Source organism: Paenibacillus sp. MAH-35 (assembly GCF_058135425.1).
The window spans coordinates 1-17,214 of record NZ_JBYUPU010000029.1 but is presented as its reverse complement, the minus strand read 5'-3'; the positions used below and the strand labels follow the sequence as shown (position 1 = coordinate 17,214).

The window sequence follows — 17,214 nt, the reverse complement described above, 5'->3', positions numbered from 1 at the left end:
CTCAGTTGCTCCTCAGCTGTTCAACTCTTCAGTTGCTTAACTAGTCAACTGCTCAGCTCCTCCGCTCTTCAGTTGCTCACCCCTCAATTACTCAACTCCTCAACTCTCAACAGCCCAACAGCCCAACAACTCTCAACCCCTCAACTCAGCAGGAATTGGTTCTGCTCAATCTATACGGCGGAAAGGGAGGCAGGAGGGGGCCACTCCCGAGCCTCTACCGACCCCCAAACGCGCCTCGAGGCAGCACAAAGAGCCGCATCCCGGAATGGTAGTCCGGGAGCGGCCCGCGGCCGGTCTGTCATGCCGGCCGGTTACAAAATCGTCGAAGCTCCGCCTTCCCGCAGAGCCGACTCCGCATAAGGCCGGCCGGTCCGGTCCGAGTCGACGACGACCAGCAGCCCGCCTTGCTCGATTCGGTCCAGACAGTAGTCGGTATCCGACTCCTTGAGTCCGAGCGCATCAATCTTATGTCTTGCATTGCTGTCCCCGTCGTAGAGAGCGGCTGCCCCGATTACCGGTCCGACGTATCCGTCTGCAGAGCCGGGTGCGGAATAGCCGGAGGGATGGGTGAGATAAGCGGCTGCTCCCAGCATGCCGATCGGCCCGAACGGCACCCGATCCTCAAGCGGCTCCGGCCTGCCGCCTGCGTATGCCTCTTCTCCGCGAAGCCGGTCCACCGGCATATCGGTTTCAGCTACCACCCGCTGCGCGCGGTCGCCGTTGCCGGCAATGATCCGGACCGACTCCGAACCGAAGCCTTGCGCTTCCAGGGCTTCGACCGCGCGTACCACACCTGTCTCTTCCTGAAATATACCGATCGTTCTTTCCATCGCAATCTACCTCCCGCCGCTTGGATTGGCCTCTCGGCCCTGTCTATTATTACCCCCGGGCGGGACGGTTGAAACGATAAACGGCACCGCTAACGCAGCAGCGCCTCCTTCCAGCGGTTCAGCGTAAGAGGCTTCGCCAGGGCGACAAGGCCGCCGGCTGCCTCTTCCGCCGGGAGCAGAGCGGCTTCGCCGTCGCGGTTCGCCACCAGGACGATTCGCCGCCCTGCGGCGGCAAGCTCCTTGGCGAGAGGAACCGCGCCGGGCAGCTTCGCTCCGAACACGAGCAGGCTGGCGGGGTCTTGCGCCGAGACGGCTTCGCGCAGCTCTGCGGGATCGGAGGCGTTCAGGATGGTGGAGCTGTACCCGAGCCGGCGAAGCAGACCGGCGTTTAACAGCGCCCGGTAAGGCCGCGTATCGGCGATAACCGCCGTTAAGGGGACTCCGGACGTCCGGGCGGCAAACTCTTCGGCTGCGTTATCGGCGGAGGCAGCCATCTCCCGCAAGGAGAGATCGCCGCCGGCGCTGCCTGCATCGAGCCGCGATGCGCGGATCGTGAATACGAACAGCGCGCCGTCCCGCTCCTCCGTGACCGAGCGGATTTCCCCGCCCATCAGCTGCACGAGCGACTTGCAGATCGCCAGCCCCAGACCGGTTCCGCCGTAACGGCGCGACATCGAGGCGTCGAGCTGGGAGAACGGCTGGAACAGCCTGCTTTCCTTATCCTGCGGGATGCCGATTCCGGTATCCTTGACGGCAAATTCGAGATAAACGGTGTCGGAGGGGGCCGCACCCGCAGCATCCATAGTATCCGAGGCGGGCCCATCCGAAGCGGCCTCCGACACATCCGTTGCTTCGGCCGAATCGGCCCGGTCGGCAGGTTCCTCGGCCAGACGAACGAGCACGTAAATACCGCCGGACTCGGTAAATTTAACCGCATTGCCGATCAGATTCGCCAGCACCTGCCGCAGCCTCGACGGGTCGCCGACAATCCAGCTGGGTACGGCCGGGTCAATATCGGCCAGCAGTTCCAGGTTACGCTTCGCCGCCTCCGCGCGGAACAGATCGGCCGCCTCGGCGATGCACGCATCCAGTTGAAACGGCAGTTCCTCCAGTTCCATCTTCCCGGACTCCATCTTCGTAAAGTCGAGAATATCGTTCATCACCTTAAGCAGCGCATCCATACTTTTGCGGATTATTAGGGCGTATTCCTGCTGCTCCGGCTGCAGATCGGATTCGAGCAGCAGATCGGTCATGCCGGTAACCCCGTTCATCGGAGTGCGGATTTCATGGCTCATGACAGCCAAAAAGTCGCTTTTGGCCCGGGAAGCAAGCTCCGCCGTTTCTTTCGCCTCGATAAGCAGAAGGCTTTGCTTCTGGAGCAGCTCTTCGGAGCGCTCCAGCTGTCTCGTATGCTTCTCGAGCATCTCGTTGGAGCGCATCAGTTCCTTGGACTGGTTTTGCAATTCCTCGGTGAGCGCCCGGGATTGCCGGAGCAGTTCTTCCACATGCAGCCGGTCGTGAATCGTGTTCAGGATGGTGCCGAGCTTCTCGGCAAGCTGCTTCAATAGCTCGCGGCGGATGAAGGTGAACGGGAGGAGGGAGGCGAGCTCGATCACGCCGATCACGTCGCCGCGGAAGCGGACCGGATAAATAAGCAGCTGCGCCGGTACGGTTTCCCCCAGGCCCGACCGGATGCGGACATAATGGTCCGGAATGCCGTCCACCGTCATCGGCTTGCCATCTTGGGCGCATTGGCCGATCAGTCCCTGGCCGGTCCGGAACGACGGCTCTACGACCACGTCGCCGCTTGCGGCATACACGCCATGCAGCGTCAGGCTGTCCGTGCGCCGCAGCTCGTCGTACAAGTAGATGGCGCCGTACTGCGCTCCGAGCACGGGCGCGAACTCGGTGATGAACGTCTGCGCCACCTGGCCGATATCGGTGGCGTGCTCCAGCAGCTCCGTAATCCGCGCCATATGCGTATTAACCCAGGCCTGCTCTTCCTTGGCCATGTTGTATTTCGCTTCCAGCTCGTTTTTGGCGTGCAGGTCCATCGCGATTCTTTGGAACACCCGGGCCAGCTGGCCGAGCTCATCCTTCGATTGCACCTCGATACGCTGCAGCGACCGCAGCCGGTGCTGACCGAATTTTCGGGCCATGCCGGTCAGCAGGCTGAGTCCCTTCGTGATGCTCGGAATGACCCAGAGCATAATGCACAGCGCGATCAGGATGCCCGTCACGGTCAGGACGGCCGTCGCGCTGACGGATTGGCGGTAAGTAGCCTGCGAGGCCGCCAGCTCGGCGTCAAGCGCCCGCTGGTGATAGCCGGACAAGCTCTCCAGACTGCCGAGAAATTCCTTCTGCGTGTCGTTGCCTACCGTCCTGCGGTATTCGAGCGCAGCGCTCATCCGGCCTTCCATCAGCATCGAGAGGACATTGTCCTTGAAGGTCCGGAACCGTTCGGCTTCCCGGACGGCCGTATCGACGAGCTGCTGCTCGGCCGGCTCCTGCACCCGGCTTTGCAGCTCGGCGAGCTGCCGGATGACGTTATCGACCGACTGATCGATGACGTCGAACCGGCTTCTGGGGCCGTCCGCATCGAGCAGGACGTTGTTGATTTCCCGGGCGGCGGTGTTGACGTCCCCGTGAATGGTGGAGGTCAGCTTTACTTTGGCATAACGCATCGTGTAAAACTTCTCCAGGGCATCGTTCATATTGGCCATCCGTTCGTAGCCGATCGTCGTAATGACGATCAGCAGAGCGACGAGCAGGCCGTAGCCCATGACGAGCTTCGTTTTTATTTTCATCAGGAGCTGTCTCCTTTGCGGACTTCGACGACAACCAGACAGCGGTCGTCTTGGCGCGCGTCAGGCTCGGGCTCTAGGAAAAAACGGTTTTCCAGCACGGCGCAGTCCGCTCCGCTTTCCAGCAAAGCGTCCAGCAGCCGGTCGACGCGCTGTTCCTCGCCGGATTCGATCAGCTCCAGCACCCCGTCCGTGTAGAGGAACAAACGGTCGCCTACGTTCAGGTCGAGCACCCGTTTCTCGACTTCGATCTGCTCGAACAGTCCGATTGCGGTACAGCCTCGCTCCAGCCGCTCCGGCGCGGAGCCGTCGCCCCGGGACAGCAGCCCCGGAGGATGGCCGGCGTTGACGTATTCGGCGGTGCCGCGGGCCGTATCTACAACCACATACAGGCAAGTGAAGTAATATTGGATGAGCGGATTCGAAAATTGAAGCTGCATCGTCCTCCGGTTCAACTCGCGAATGACGAATTCCGGATCGACTCGGGTCAGGATTGCATCCCTTAGAGCGGAAGCGACGAACATGCAGACGAGCGACGACGAGATCCCGTGCCCCATCGCATCGATGACGGCGATGCCGTAACGGTCGCGGTCGATCCGGTACCAGGCGTACAGATCGCCTGCGAGGTCGTCGGCGGGGCGGTACAGCCCGCGGATCGACAAGCGGGGCTCGTCCACCGGGGAAGGAAGCGCGGCGGCCTGCACCTGGCGGGCCAGTTCCAGCTCCTCGCGGAGCCGCCGGTCCCGCTCCTTGTGCCAGTCCATCTCCGTCTTCAGGCGAAGCGCCGCGCGGATTCGGGCGAGCAGCTCGATCCGGTTGATCGGCTTGGTGACGAAGTCGCTTGCTCCCGCATCCAGCGCCTCCGCCAGCTTGTTCGAATCGCCGACGGCCGTCACCATAATGACCGGGATATCGCGCCATTGCTCGGACTGCTGCACTCTCCGGCACGCCTCGATGCCGTCAATGCCCGGCATCATCATATCCAGCAAGATCAGGTCGATCTTGGACGGCGGCAGCGGCGCAGGATCGACCAGGCCGAGAAGCTGGAACATTTCTCCGGCGGAAGAAGCGGTCTCGATTTTGGCGTAGCCGGCCTTTTTCAGCATCTCCCTTACGACCATCACGTTCATCGGGTTATCATCTACAATCATAATGCGCATCGTTTGCTGCTCCCTTATCGATGGAATCGTTCGAATATCCGGCGATGTTCTCACGTTAGCTGTACGTTCATACTATCTTATCGGCCAAAAGGCTGTCCACCCGGGCTGAAACGACAAGAAGGAATGAGAGCGGGCTGGCTCTCATTCCTTGCCTGTTCCGGAACTTCCCCGGACGGGGGCCGGCTGGCTCATTGTCGCATCCTACAATATCCTCTGGGTCGCGGACCGGGCTCTCGCCATAATGATCACCTTGCCGCGATCCAGCTCCGCTTCATGCATTTCCGCTTCGCGAGGGGTACAGCCCATCGCCTCCAGCTTGGAGCGCAGCTCGTCTCCCCTGGAGCGGAACATATTGGCGATACTTTTGATGACGCCTTCTTCTTCCAAAGTGATCGTATTGACATCCGCCGCTCCCGCCAAGTACTCGGTGCGATCCTTATCGTGCGCCAGGACGAAAATATCTTCAGGCAAATAGCCTTGACGGTGAAGCGTGTTGATTTCCTCCATCGCCCTAGCCCCGTTATCGACTACTTTCAAGAAAACTTTTTCGTTCATAGTGAACGCCTCCTGTTCGTTGCCCCGGTGGGGCGAATGCCGATCTTGTGTACGAAGCCGGTGCTGGATGCGGGGATAAACATTTCAACATGGGTGAAGCATCGCTTCCGGTCCGGCATCGTACTAGGCTTTTATTAACCGGGGGAGGACAGGTTGAAACATAAGGTTTCTAGCAGGAATGACTTATCGCGGGGTGAAGCGCGGTCTGATGTGAAGTTGCGAAAAAGACGCAATCAACGGCAAGCGACAGCGAATAAAAGGGGAGGTTCGGGCGAGAAAACGCGTCATGTTTCATTCGGAGGGCAGCGGGTAATGAAATGTACCGGCAAAACGTCGGACATCCATAATCCCAAAAGGACAGGTGATGCATATGTTAAGCTGGGCCGCTTTATTCCTCGTTATCGCAATTGTAGCCGCCATATTCGGATTCGGCGGCATCGTATCCGCAGCCGCTTCGATCGCGAAGGTGCTGTTCTTTATATTCCTGATCTTGTTCCTGATCTCGCTGTTTACCGGACGCAGAGGTTCGGCATGATTGCACAGCATCGGTACAGACGGCGCTTCCCCTAAAGCGGGAGCGCGGCATCAAGGCCCGCCCGGCGACAGCCGTCTGGCGGGTCTCTTTGGTTGTGCGGATGTCAGGTGCGGGCAGCCTGCAGGACTATGGGAGTGCGGCTTTGTCCGACCCGGGTGACGGGAAAGGGCGGCTGCCAGAAGCTCCAATCATCAGCTGTTCCCGTTGCCCCGCAAAATTTTCGGGCAGATGAATATAAAGTATAGATAATTACGAAAGTTTCTGCTAATATAACGTTATATCAATTATTTTGTAATCGATTACAAATCGGAAGTCAGCCGACTCCAGCTAAAGGAAAACGGTCCGCTCATGAGCTCCATTAAAGAGGTTGCCAAGCAAGCCAACGTTTCGGTCGCGACGGTATCCAGAGTGCTGAATAACGATCCGGTCGTTAAGCCCGCAACGAAGAATAAGGTGCTGCAGGTTATAAAAGAGATGAACTACAAGCCGAACCTGCTCGCCAAAAATTTGCGAAAGCAGGCCAGCCGAACGGTTGTGATGGTGCTGCCCTCCATGTCCAATCCGTACTTTTCGGAAATCGCCAGGGGAGCGCAGGCCGCCGCCTACGACAAAGGCTACAACATCATTATCGGAACGATCGAATCGAAGCGCTGGATACTGGATACTTACATCAATATGCTCAAGACCAATCTGGCGGAAGGAATCGTCTTCGTTTCGTCCAGTGTGAGCAAGGAATTGCTCGAAACGCTTGTGGACGATTACAGCGTCGTTCTGTGCACCGAATATTATCCGGGTATTAAAGCGGCCTGCGTAGCGATCGATAACAAAAAAGCCGGTTATGAGGCAGCGAGGGAGCTGATCCGCCGTGGTCATACCCATATCGCTTATATTGCCGGAAGCAGTGCGTCGAGCTCCGTTGCCGCCCGGATCGAAGGGTATAAGGAGGCGCTGAACGAAGCGGGCATCCCGTTTCGTCCCGAATTAATCGCCGGAGCGAAGAACAAATTCGAGCATGTCAAAGAGATCGTAAACGGCATACTCGGCCAAGGACTACAGATCGACGGCATCCTGACCCACTCGGACCTTCAGGCGTCCTATCTGCTGAAAGGGATTAAGGAAAAGTCGATCGGCTTATCCGACGAGGTTGGCCTAGTCAGCTTCGACGGCACGTTCGTTGCGGAGATTACGAATCCAACCCTTACTTCGATCGTCCAACCCTTGTATGATCTGGGTTACACGTCGGTCTGCAAACTTATCGAGAAGCTGCAGGGCGAATCGGGCGACGAAGAAGAGGGGCTTATCCTGCTGCCGCACCATTTGGAAGTGCGAGAAACATAAGCCTCGCAGAGCCGCAGGCCCGGTCGTTGAAAGCGTTCGGCGAACCGGACGGACGGGCAGGCGGCCAAATTGCCGGGCGGAGACGGGATGCATTCGGCCGGAGATGTACCCGGCCCCGGACGAGGGCGGCAAAGAGGGACGCTTTTCTTTTGAAAGATATGTAATCGATTACAAAAAGACAAACAAGCATGCATGCATCTATCTGCTGCACGATTCATTTGCAACCGGAAGGGGTTATCCAATGACGATGATTGCCAATCCCAAAGTGAGCGGCTTTGTACCTGTGTGGGCGCCTTTCAAAGGCTTCTCCCTCTTGTTCGACAATCCGGGAGACAATTACTCCAAGGTAAACGGTTATCCGGAACTGGAGAAGATCGACTGCCGCAGCGGCAGTCCCGAGCTTGCCTTTTATCAGACGTTGTGGGACGTGAGCAGAGAAGCGGGCGAGCTCGCCTGCTCTTACTTGTTCTGTGCGCTGCCGCTTCATTCCTATCACGTAACGGTGTGGGACGGCCTGAACGATTTCAATGTCCGCAGGCTGCCCGATCGGGCCCGGTTAGAAGCGGAGCAGTGGTTGAGAAGCTTGCCGGCCTCGTTCGATTCCCGACATCCGCTTCTTACCGTTCCTGACGGCGAACCGATCGGCATCCGCATCGAACCGATCGAATTCGAATACGACTGCCTGGAGAAATGGAACAACTCCTCCATTGTAGCCAGACTAAAGCCAACGGACAGCCATGCGGAAGTTGTACTTAGCGGCATTGAGAAGGCGAGAGAACGATTGAATGGCGTGTTCGAACAGCGTTTCGGCTTTCCGACAGCGGTGCCGCAGTACCGGCCGCACGTGTCGATCGGATATTTGGCCAATAAACAGCTGGGTGAGAAGGCGGAGGAGGCTGTACAGCGATTACATGCACAGCTTGCGCCGGCGATCAGCGGGAGGAGGCTTCGTTTCGCCACCATCGGAATGTACGGGATGAGCGATATGGAGACGTTTTTCAGGCGGGTGGAGTGTTACGAAGGGCGGTAATTCCCGATTTTTACAAATTCTTTATCGCAAGCTGCATCTGATTTAACATATCGATGATATCTTGAAAATTGGCAGGGGAATCAAATGTTCTCTGGAATGTAATCGATTACGAAAAACGGTTGCAAACTTTTGCTTCCCGATCCGGCAGTAATGAATTAATCTGAGGGGGTGAGGATGGCCGAACCGCGTAGTGTGGAGATCGATCGTTGATGCCGGATGCAGGAGCGTACAAACAGGAACGAACGGGTTTGTTTGAAATGTAATCGATTACGAAAAATTTCCGATTGGAAGGGAGTCCTCGCAAATGATCCATTCTAGAAAAGTAAAGATTCGGATAGGTGCGGCCTTACGCTACATCGTTCCCGCTGCGGCGCTGTTTGTACTCGCCGCATGCTCGCAGTCCGCGGAACCCGTACCGGCCGCCAAGCCGGAAGAGAAAACCCCGGACCCGGTAACGATCAAGATCGGGGTGAAGAAGAGCGGTTATTTGACGGATGAAGAATTTAAACGGTTTTTTGCCGATTCGGTCAGCAAGGCTTACCCGTGGATTACGGTCGAACGGGTCGATTACGACGACAAGCTCATTCCGGAAATGCTGGCATCGAACGGTGTGCCCGATATGATCATAACGAATAACGTCAATGGAATTCCCGCGATCAGCGAGGCCAAGCTGCTAACTTCGCTTATGGAAGGGCTGAAGAAGCATTCGGTCGATCTGGCCCGGTTCGAGCCGCAGACGCTGGAAGCGATTCAAGCCGCCGCGCAGAGAGACGATCTCGTAGCGATTCCGTACACCAGAAGCTTCAGCGCCTTGTATTACAATAAAGACATTTTCGACAAATTCGCCGTGCCGTATCCAAAAGACGGAATAACGTGGCAGGAAGCAACGGAGCTGGCGAAGCGGCTTACCCGCATGGACGGGACGACCCAATACCGCGGACTCGAGCCTAACGTTCCGGAACGGATGGCGATGCAGCTGTCCTTGCCGTTCGTTGACCCGAAGACGAACCGTGCCGTTATTAATAATGAGCTATGGAAAAAGGTGCTGCTTCAGGCGGCGGAAATCTACTCCATACCCGGAAACGGCAAGCATGCATGGAAAACGGCCGGCATCAACGCCTTCACCAAAGACCGGACGCTCGCCATGCTGGCCGATGTCAACATCATCACGACCGCCCGGCTGGGAGAACTGACCGATCTCAATTGGGATTTTGCAGCCTACCCGGTATTCCCCGAAGCGCCGGGCAAAGGAATGGGAGCGGATCTGCACATTATGGTGCCGACGAGTATAAGCAAATATCCGGACGAGGTGTTCAAAGTGATGACGACCGTCATCTCCGACGAAGTCCAGCTCGATATGGCGAAGCAAGGCAGGAACAGCATCATGAAAGACGAGAAATACAAGACGGCGTTCGGGCAAGACTTGCCGTTCCTGAAAGGCAAAAATATTGCAGCTGTGTTTAAGACGACAACCGCCGCTCCGTATACGCCGTCCCTGCATGACACAAGCTCGATGACGTTGATCCAGGCGGAGCTCCGCAATATGTTCCAGAAGGGCAAGGACGTGAATTCGGCGCTGAGAGATGCGGAAGAGGCGATCAACAACAGCATTAAAGCGAAGGGACAATAAAACACCGGGAGGTGGGCGGGATGTCGAACAATTCATACGACAATCCTTCGTCGGAGGCCAGATTCAACCGGAGAAAGCTGCTGCAGTCGCTCGGCGCAGCCGGCGCCGTTATGGCGGTTGGCTCCGTCGGAGCGGCAATCGCTCACGGCAAGTCTGCCGATTGGGAGCAATCGGGACGCGGGAACCTATCGGTTACGGAAAGCGTTTACCCTGGCCACCCTCATCCGGACCGGCACGGGACGGAGGGCTGGTACGATGTGAAGCGGCTGGGAGCGGTTGGAGACGGAGTGACGGACGATACGGGGGCGTTCGAACAAGCTTTGCTGCATATTAAGATGAGGGGCGGCGGAGTCGTTTACGTGCCTCCCGGACAATATGTCATCACCCGGGTGCTCCGGTTGTACAGCCATACGACGATCAAAATGGAGGATGGGGCCGTACTGAAAAAACTCGGAAATCCCGACTCCAATCTGAAACTGTTCGTAAACGGGGATATCGGCGATGCTGAATATGCATACGGCTACGGCGGCGATGGCAACATCACGGTCATCGGCGGGACGATCGATCTGTGCGGGTATACGCATCCTCCGACCAACCCGTCACGCAACTTCCAGGCGTTCGGCATCGCCCACGCTGACGGCGTTCATATCGAGAGAGTCCGGTTTATTAATGGCCATAACGGGCATATCATCGAATTCAATTCGAGCCGCAATGTCAAGCTGCTTCACTGTCTGTTCCAGGATCAGGTGGTCGCTTCGACCGGCCAATACGAGATGGTGCAGATCGATTTCGCCTCAGCCGAAGCGTTCCCCACATTCGGCGCGTTCGACGATACGCCTTGCTGCGACGTGCTGATTGAGGGCTGTACGTTCGTGAACGGACATAGAGGCGTCGGTACTCACGGCTCGAAATACGACAGTGCGGGCAAGCAGGTGTTTCACAGCAATATCCGTATCGTGAACAACTACTTCAACCAGATCGCCGATATTGCGATCAAGCCGGAAAGCTACCGGAACGCCGTGGTTGCGGGCAATACGATCGAGAATACAGGAAGTGCGGGTATTGCGATCTACTCGTGCCGGAATACGATTGTTGCCAATAATACCGTAAGTCATGCCGGCTTGCACGGCATTACGATTTCCCGCAAGACGAGCAGCGTATTCGACGAGCCTTCCGCCGACATCACGGTATGCGGCAATGTACTGAACAACATCGCGTTTTCGCCTTTTCGAATGATCGGGGGGGCGGGGATTGTGGTGGACGGCAATATCGGGTCGACCTCTAATCGCGAAGGGGCCTATATAACGAATACGGACGATCTTGTGCTGCGTAATAACGTCTTTCGGGGAGTCAGTCAGGCGCAACACGGGCAATATTACGGCATTCGTGCCGACAACTGCTCGAATGTAGAAATAGCCGGCAATTCGCTCGGTAACGCGGGCTATACGAATAATTACAAATACGCGATCTACATCCCCGCCGGCAGTACGGGCGTGAAGATCTCGGCCAATACGGCCGCCCCGGGGGTGTCCGGAACGATTCACAGCGACTCGGTTGACGCCGTCATCGCTATGGAGAGCGGCGAGCGTATGCTGACCGGGAGTCTGAATGTTTCCAGCGGAACGGTTGTGTTGAATGACGATATAACGAAATACAGAACGCTGATCATCGCGACAGGCTCCGTATCCGGCGGCGGATTGCGCCACGAAATCGCAAGAGGCTGGTATACGTCCGGCTTCCGGCCCGGGACGGACTTCCTGAATGTCGCCACCTCCGGCGGCAAGCTGGTCGCATCCATTGATACGAATACGCAGCTTACCGTCGTAAGCGCGAGCGATCCATTAAGGTACGTAATCGGTGTTTTGTAACCGGGCAGCCGGTCAAGTATTCCCTCCATGCAGAATCAGGCGTGGAGGGTTTTTCACTTGGATGGACGGCATTCTTCCTACAAGAACGTGCTCGTGCAAAAATATCCGTTGCTTCTTTCATAATCGTATGGTATGATTGCAAAAATTTATCGAGAACAAATAATGGAGGGCAGAGGAAAGTGGCTTATTATTACACAGAACCATCGAGGACGTTTAGCGAATATTTGTTGCTGCCGAACTTGACGACAAAGGACTGTACGCCGGCCAATGTCAGCTTGAAGACGCCGATCGTAAAGTTTAAAAAGGGCGAGAAGCCCGACGTTTCTTTGAACATTCCGTTCTCATCTGCGGTTATGCAGGCGGTATCCGACCATGGTATGGCGGTCGCTTTGGCGCGGTGCGGCGGAATTTCGTTTATTTTCGGTTCTCAATCGGTGCATGACCAGGCGGAGATGGTTCGTAAGGTAAAAGGCTATAAGGCCGGATTTGTCGTGAGCCGCTCCAATTTGACTCCTGACCATACTTTAAAAGATGTGCTGCAGTTAAAAGAGAAAACCGGGCACTCGACCGTCGCCATTACGGACAACGGTTCGCCGACCGGCAAGCTGCTCGGGATCGTAACGAGCCGGGACTACCGGGTCAGCCGGGATGCGCAGGATAAGCGGGTAGCCGATTTTATGACTCCGTTCCCTTCGCTTATTTATGGCAAGTCCGGGATTACGCTGTCGGAAGCGAACGATCTGATCTGGGAGCATAAGCTGAACTGTCTGCCGATCGTGGACGGCGGCCAAAATCTCGAATACCTCGTTTTCCGCAAAGACTACGACGCGCATAAGGAAAATCCGCTGGAGCTGCTCGATTCGAACAAAAGCTACATCGTCGGAGCCGGTATTAATACGAAGGATTACGAGGAAAGAGTCCCTGCTCTGGTGGAAGCCGGAGTCGACGTCCTCGTCATCGACTCGTCGGACGGTTATTCCGAATGGCAGCGCGAGACGATCCAGTACGTGAAAGCGAACTTTAACGCCAAGATCGGAGCGGGTAACGTCGTGGACCGCGAAGGCTTCCTGTATCTGGTCGAAGCGGGAGCGGACTTTGTCAAGGTCGGAATCGGCGGCGGTTCGATCTGCATAACCCGTGAGGCGAAAGGGATCGGCCGGGGCCAGGCATCCGCTCTGATTGAAGTTGCGCAAGCCCGGGACGAATACTACCGGGAAACGGGCATCTATGTTCCGATCTGTTCGGACGGCGGCATTGTGCACGATTATCATATTACACTGGCGCTGGCTATGGGCGCGGATTTCGTTATGATGGGCCGTTACTTTGCCCGCTTCGACGAGAGCCCGACCCGCAAGCTGCGTGTCGGCAATAACTTCGTTAAGGAGTTCTGGGGCGAAGGCTCGAACCGTGCGCGCAACTGGCAGCGGTACGACACGGGCGGCAAGCAGGGCCTGTTGTTCGAGGAGGGTGTCGATTCGTACGTGCCGTACGCGGGCAGTCTGCAGGAAAACCTCGATAAGACAATCGGCAAAATCAAATCGACGATGTGCAACTGCGGTTCACTCTCCATTGAAGAGCTGCAGCAGAAGGCGAGAATTACGCTCGTATCCGCAACCAGCATCGTTGAGGGCGGCGCTCATGACGTCATCCTGAAGGAAAGCAGCCTGTCCGAAGAATAAGGAGGCGCTGAGCAGATGTCCGAGCGGACTGCATCGCATTTGAGCAAATACTTGCTGTCTTTAAGCCCGCTGGATATATACAATCACGAGTTCGATAAGCAGCTGCGGGGTTATAATGAGGATCAAGTGAACGAATATCTGGATATCATCATCAAAGATTACGAACGCTTTGTGGTAATCCTGAAGGAGCTCGAAGGCAAGATCGAGACTCTGGAGGCCCAGGTTCAGGAGCGGCACGTGGAAAGCCGGATCGAACCGGAGGACCCGCTTAGCCAGATGCAGCGCCGGCTGAGCGATCTGGAGCTTCAGGTGTTCGGGGAAAGACGGGACGGCAAGAAGTGGTGAAGCAGATATAGCGTTATACCGGAAGAGAGTCTGCCTGAGGGCGGCTCTCTTTTTGTGCTGTCTGCACAACTTTCTCACTTCCATTAGGTATATATTGGAAAATGGAACTCGGCCGTCTGGAGGCCGGGACAGATTAGGAGAGGATGCGGATGAAGAAAGTGTTGTTCGGACTTGTGCTGGGAATGATGCTGGGGGCGGGCAGCTCCGTCTGGGCGGCGGGAGAGTCGGTGCTGCAGGCGGTGAAGGCTGCCGTGTCGCTGCATATGAACGGGGAAGCGGCCGCTCTGCCTGCCGGGTACGAGATCTTGAATTACGACGGTCATGTCTATGTTCCGCTTCGCTATATGGCCGAGCAGATGGGAGCCGCCGTCAGCTACGACGAACGGAGCCGAACCGTATCCGTTTTGTCAAACCAAGCCGGGCCTTTGCTGCACGATCCGGATTACCCGGGGATTTACGTTGGCGGATTACAGGTAAGTCAAACAAACGGAAGTTCGGTGGTGACCGGTCTGGTGCTGCTGGATGATACGAGGTCCACCATAGCGCGGGAGAAGATGCCTTATGCGTTCCGGGGAGATCTGGTCTTCTACGACGGGCAGAACAAAGTGATCGGACGAGCCGGTATTAGCCAGCGCTTCCATGAGGATGCGGAAGGCGGACCTTATCGGGTGCAGCGTTTCGAAACTCCGGTGGAAGGTGGAGCCGATCTTTCAGGATATGCCGATGTGCTGCTGGTTGGCGGCTTTTTCACGCATCAGGGCGCCGATTCTGATGCGGGGGCGTTGGGACCCCCGATACCGGACGTCATCGCAGACGGGGTTAAGCTGCCTGTAGCTGTCGGTACGTATTGCTGGTTTGGGTGCGCCGAGAGAAGCCTGCTTGGAGTAACCCAAGAGTTGCCGGTACAGGCGGTTGCCCCCGGGGCGGCTATCCGGACTTCTTTTACAGGCAACAACCGGCCGACCCATCTGCTCCTGTACCGGCTGCATGCGAACGGGACCATGGACGAGATCCAGCTGATGGACGGCAGCTTCGCCGCTCCGGAGCGGGAAGGGGTTTATTTCTACGCGGTCAGGGCAGTGTGGGACGGGAAGGATACGTTCGGGGGAGACGCTTCTTATGGCTTCGTCGTGAAGGTTGAAGCGAACCCCGTTATTGACACGCAGTAAAAGCAAACGGTAGAGTTAGGAAGATGAGACAGCCTGCGGGAGATAGCCGCAGCAGAAAGCCATATCCTATCAATCATAGATCATGGAGGCGGATGGAACATGGATCGTCAAAAGTATGAAGAGATTAAACAATCGCTAGGATTTAAGCCTGCGCCTGCAAGCAGCGGGCCTCGCGTCATTTTGCCGGTACGGGTGGAGGGGAATCTCGCCTATGTGTCCGGTCACGTGCCGTTCTCCGGAGGAGAACTGCTGTACAAAGGGCGGATCGGCGTCGACGTGTCGATCGAAGAGGCGAAGAAGTCGGCGGCGTTGTCGGTCGTCAACTGTCTAGAATCGCTCGACCGGGAGATCGGCTTGGATAAAGTGGACAAAATTCTCAAAGTCAACGGCTTTTTGTCCTGCGCCGATCATGTCACGGAGCATCCGGTCATTATGAACGCAGGCAGCGAGGTGCTGATCGGCGTGTTCGGATCGTCCGGCGAGCATGCCCGGGCCGCTCTGGGCATCCATACGCTTCCGCTCGGATCTTCGACCGAGGTCGATATGATCGTGTCTTTGAAGGCTTAATGCGACAGTAGGAAAAGAGGTCAGGGGCAGCCATCAGGCTGCCTCTTTGCCGTATGAATCTTAGAGTGAGGCGGGCGGACTCGTATTGCCGCTGAGCATACCCGCGTCTCTCTGCGTGTCCGTCAAGGGTTCGTTCCTGTCCGCAGTCGGACGGCCGGATTCTGATTCGTTTAGCCGGCACCGTCTTTCCGCAGCAGAGATGTGATCCGTTCGCTCAATGTGTGTTCGTCGATCAGACCGGACCAGAACATTTTGAGCAGATGGCGCAGGGGCTCGAAATCCCGGGCCGGCCAGTGGAGCTCCGAATGCAGCCGGTACGAAGGAATGATTTCGCGGAACAACGAATAGTGTCTCGGCCGGTTCATCCGGGGTTCCTCCGGGACCGGAGCTTCTGCGGCCTGCTTCATGGCGGGAATGCTGACTGTGTGTCGGCGGATCAGACTCTGCGCCCTTTCGGAGGTCATATAGTCTACGAACTGCCGGGCCGCTTCTTTATGCTTGGAGCGCTTGTTCACGATCATACCGATCGAGAGCAGCAGTGTAATCGGGATATGGACATAAGGTACCGGCGATATGTCGTAGTCGAGGCCGGAATGCTTTAGGTCGTTTAAACTGCTGTACGTAGCCAGCATCATCGATATTTTTCCTTCCAGAAACAGACGGCTCGCATCCGTGCTGCTCTCGGACAAGTAGCCCGGGAAGATGTCTCTGTCACGGATCAGCTCCCCGCACAGCCGGATGCCTTCCATCAGCCGGGTTCCCCGTATGTCCCCCGGAAGACCGCCATCCCGCAGAAAAGATTCTCCGCTTTGGAGCAGGAAGAGCGGCCATCGGTTCTCCGATACTTGATAAAAGTAAAATCCGTGCTTCTGACCGGGCACGGTCAGCCGGGCCGCCGCCTGAACGAGATCGTTCCATTTCCATCCGGAGTCCGGCTCCGGCAGCTTCGCTTCGAGGAAATGAGTCCGGTTGTAGCAGAGCACGACCGGCGAAAATGTTACGGGCTGTACATACAAGGTGCCGTCAGCAGTAAAAGCCTCGTTCAGGAACGGATAGATTCCCGCATTTGCCTGCTGCTCCTCCAGCAGCCCCGTATAGCCGCTTTCCGCGAGCTCGTTGAAATTCATGTTGTTGAGCGTGAAAATGTCAATCGAGCCGCTCTCCATCTGCTCCCTGATCGATTCGATATAGGTGCGGCTGGTGAATAGGCCGCTTGCCGTCCCGGTAACTGGTTTGACGGCAACTGCAGGATGAAGGGCGTGGAAATCATCGAGCAGCCGCATAAACTCCAAATCCCGCGTTATTGAAGGCATGCAGCCTACGGTTACAGTGATCCGCTCCCGCTCCGCCGACTTGATCACACGGCTGCCGACTTTATCGATTTTGACAATAAAGCCTTCCTCCACCAGCACCTCGAGTCCTTTGCGCACCGAATTGTTGCTGAGCTGAAATTGCTCGGCGAGCGTGCTCTCGGCAGGCAAATAGTCGCCAACGGAGTAGGTGCCCTCTATAATGCCGCTGCGCAGCTGTTGAACCATCGTTTGAAGGCGGGCTCGGAACGTTTTGCGGCTAGCTTTCTCGGACATAATCTCACCTTTCGATCTAATTGATATTATAATTATATATGAATTACATGTGTATTAAAAGAAGGGAGGGGATATTTTTTCTCTTTTTTTGTGTTTGGGAAGTTAATTTGGAACAAAT

The 17,214-nt window shown here is 56.5% G+C and carries 14 protein-coding genes; 9 read left to right on the top strand and 5 right to left on the bottom strand.

What is annotated here, in order from left to right; translation table 11 throughout:
• Window positions 1-311 precede the first annotated feature (311 nt).
• The 4 genes from AC3Y2E_RS24305 to AC3Y2E_RS24290 form a co-directional block, all read right to left on the bottom strand.
• On the bottom strand, window positions 312-830 hold the full coding sequence (locus tag AC3Y2E_RS24305) for a hypothetical protein (RefSeq protein WP_332076113.1): 519 nt from the start codon (window positions 828-830) through the stop codon (window positions 312-314).
• Between the two features lie 89 nt (window positions 831-919).
• Complete coding sequence (locus AC3Y2E_RS24300) at window positions 920-3,637, bottom strand: ATP-binding protein (protein ID WP_379215016.1); 2,718 nt, start codon at window positions 3,635-3,637, stop codon at window positions 920-922.
• Window positions 3,637-4,794, bottom strand: a complete 1,158-nt coding sequence (locus AC3Y2E_RS24295; RefSeq protein WP_379215014.1) for a PP2C family protein-serine/threonine phosphatase — start codon at window positions 4,792-4,794, stop codon at window positions 3,637-3,639. The genes AC3Y2E_RS24300 and AC3Y2E_RS24295 overlap by 1 nt, the downstream gene beginning before the upstream one ends.
• A gap of 201 nt (window positions 4,795-4,995) precedes the next feature.
• On the bottom strand, window positions 4,996-5,349 hold the full coding sequence (locus AC3Y2E_RS24290; protein ID WP_190929853.1) for a YflT domain-containing protein: 354 nt from the start codon (window positions 5,347-5,349) through the stop codon (window positions 4,996-4,998).
• A gap of 370 nt (window positions 5,350-5,719) precedes the next feature.
• Here AC3Y2E_RS24290 and AC3Y2E_RS24285 point away from each other — a divergent pair, with 370 nt between their 5' ends.
• The 9 genes from AC3Y2E_RS24285 to AC3Y2E_RS24245 all read left to right on the top strand — a co-directional run bounded on the left by AC3Y2E_RS24285 (window position 5,720) and on the right by AC3Y2E_RS24245 (window position 15,510).
• Window positions 5,720-5,884: a DUF1328 domain-containing protein gene (locus tag AC3Y2E_RS24285; RefSeq protein WP_190929866.1), complete on the top strand. Its 165-nt coding sequence runs from the start codon at window positions 5,720-5,722 to the stop codon at window positions 5,882-5,884.
• 348 nt (window positions 5,885-6,232) lie between these two features.
• On the top strand, window positions 6,233-7,222 hold the full coding sequence (locus tag AC3Y2E_RS24280; RefSeq protein WP_379215011.1) for a LacI family DNA-binding transcriptional regulator: 990 nt from the start codon (window positions 6,233-6,235) through the stop codon (window positions 7,220-7,222).
• Window positions 7,223-7,463: 241 nt separating this feature from the next.
• The gene (locus AC3Y2E_RS24275; protein WP_379215009.1) at window positions 7,464-8,252 is read left to right on the top strand and encodes a hypothetical protein; all 789 of its coding nucleotides are present in this window, start codon (window positions 7,464-7,466) and stop codon (window positions 8,250-8,252) included.
• 304 nt (window positions 8,253-8,556) lie between these two features.
• Entirely contained in the window at window positions 8,557-9,882 is a 1,326-nt protein-coding gene (locus AC3Y2E_RS24270) for an ABC transporter substrate-binding protein (protein ID WP_379215007.1), read from the top strand.
• A gap of 20 nt (window positions 9,883-9,902) precedes the next feature.
• Window positions 9,903-11,750, top strand: coding sequence for a right-handed parallel beta-helix repeat-containing protein (locus AC3Y2E_RS24265; protein ID WP_379215005.1), 1,848 nt, complete (start codon window positions 9,903-9,905; stop codon window positions 11,748-11,750).
• A 179-nt stretch (window positions 11,751-11,929) separates the two neighbouring features.
• A complete protein-coding gene (locus tag AC3Y2E_RS24260) occupies window positions 11,930-13,429 on the top strand; it encodes an IMP dehydrogenase (protein ID WP_379215003.1) in 1,500 nt (499 codons plus the stop codon).
• Window positions 13,430-13,444: 15 nt separating this feature from the next.
• Window positions 13,445-13,774, top strand: coding sequence for a DivIVA domain-containing protein (locus AC3Y2E_RS24255; protein WP_379215001.1), 330 nt, complete (start codon window positions 13,445-13,447; stop codon window positions 13,772-13,774).
• Between the two features lie 149 nt (window positions 13,775-13,923).
• Complete coding sequence (locus tag AC3Y2E_RS24250; RefSeq protein ID WP_379214999.1) at window positions 13,924-14,943, top strand: stalk domain-containing protein; 1,020 nt, start codon at window positions 13,924-13,926, stop codon at window positions 14,941-14,943.
• A 99-nt stretch (window positions 14,944-15,042) separates the two neighbouring features.
• Complete coding sequence (locus AC3Y2E_RS24245; protein WP_379214997.1) at window positions 15,043-15,510, top strand: RidA family protein; 468 nt, start codon at window positions 15,043-15,045, stop codon at window positions 15,508-15,510.
• A 170-nt stretch (window positions 15,511-15,680) separates the two neighbouring features.
• Here AC3Y2E_RS24245 and AC3Y2E_RS24240 read toward each other — a convergent pair whose 3' ends face one another.
• The gene (locus tag AC3Y2E_RS24240) at window positions 15,681-17,096 is read right to left on the bottom strand and encodes an extracellular solute-binding protein (protein ID WP_379214995.1); all 1,416 of its coding nucleotides are present in this window, start codon (window positions 17,094-17,096) and stop codon (window positions 15,681-15,683) included.
• Window positions 17,097-17,214: the final 118 nt, after the last annotated feature.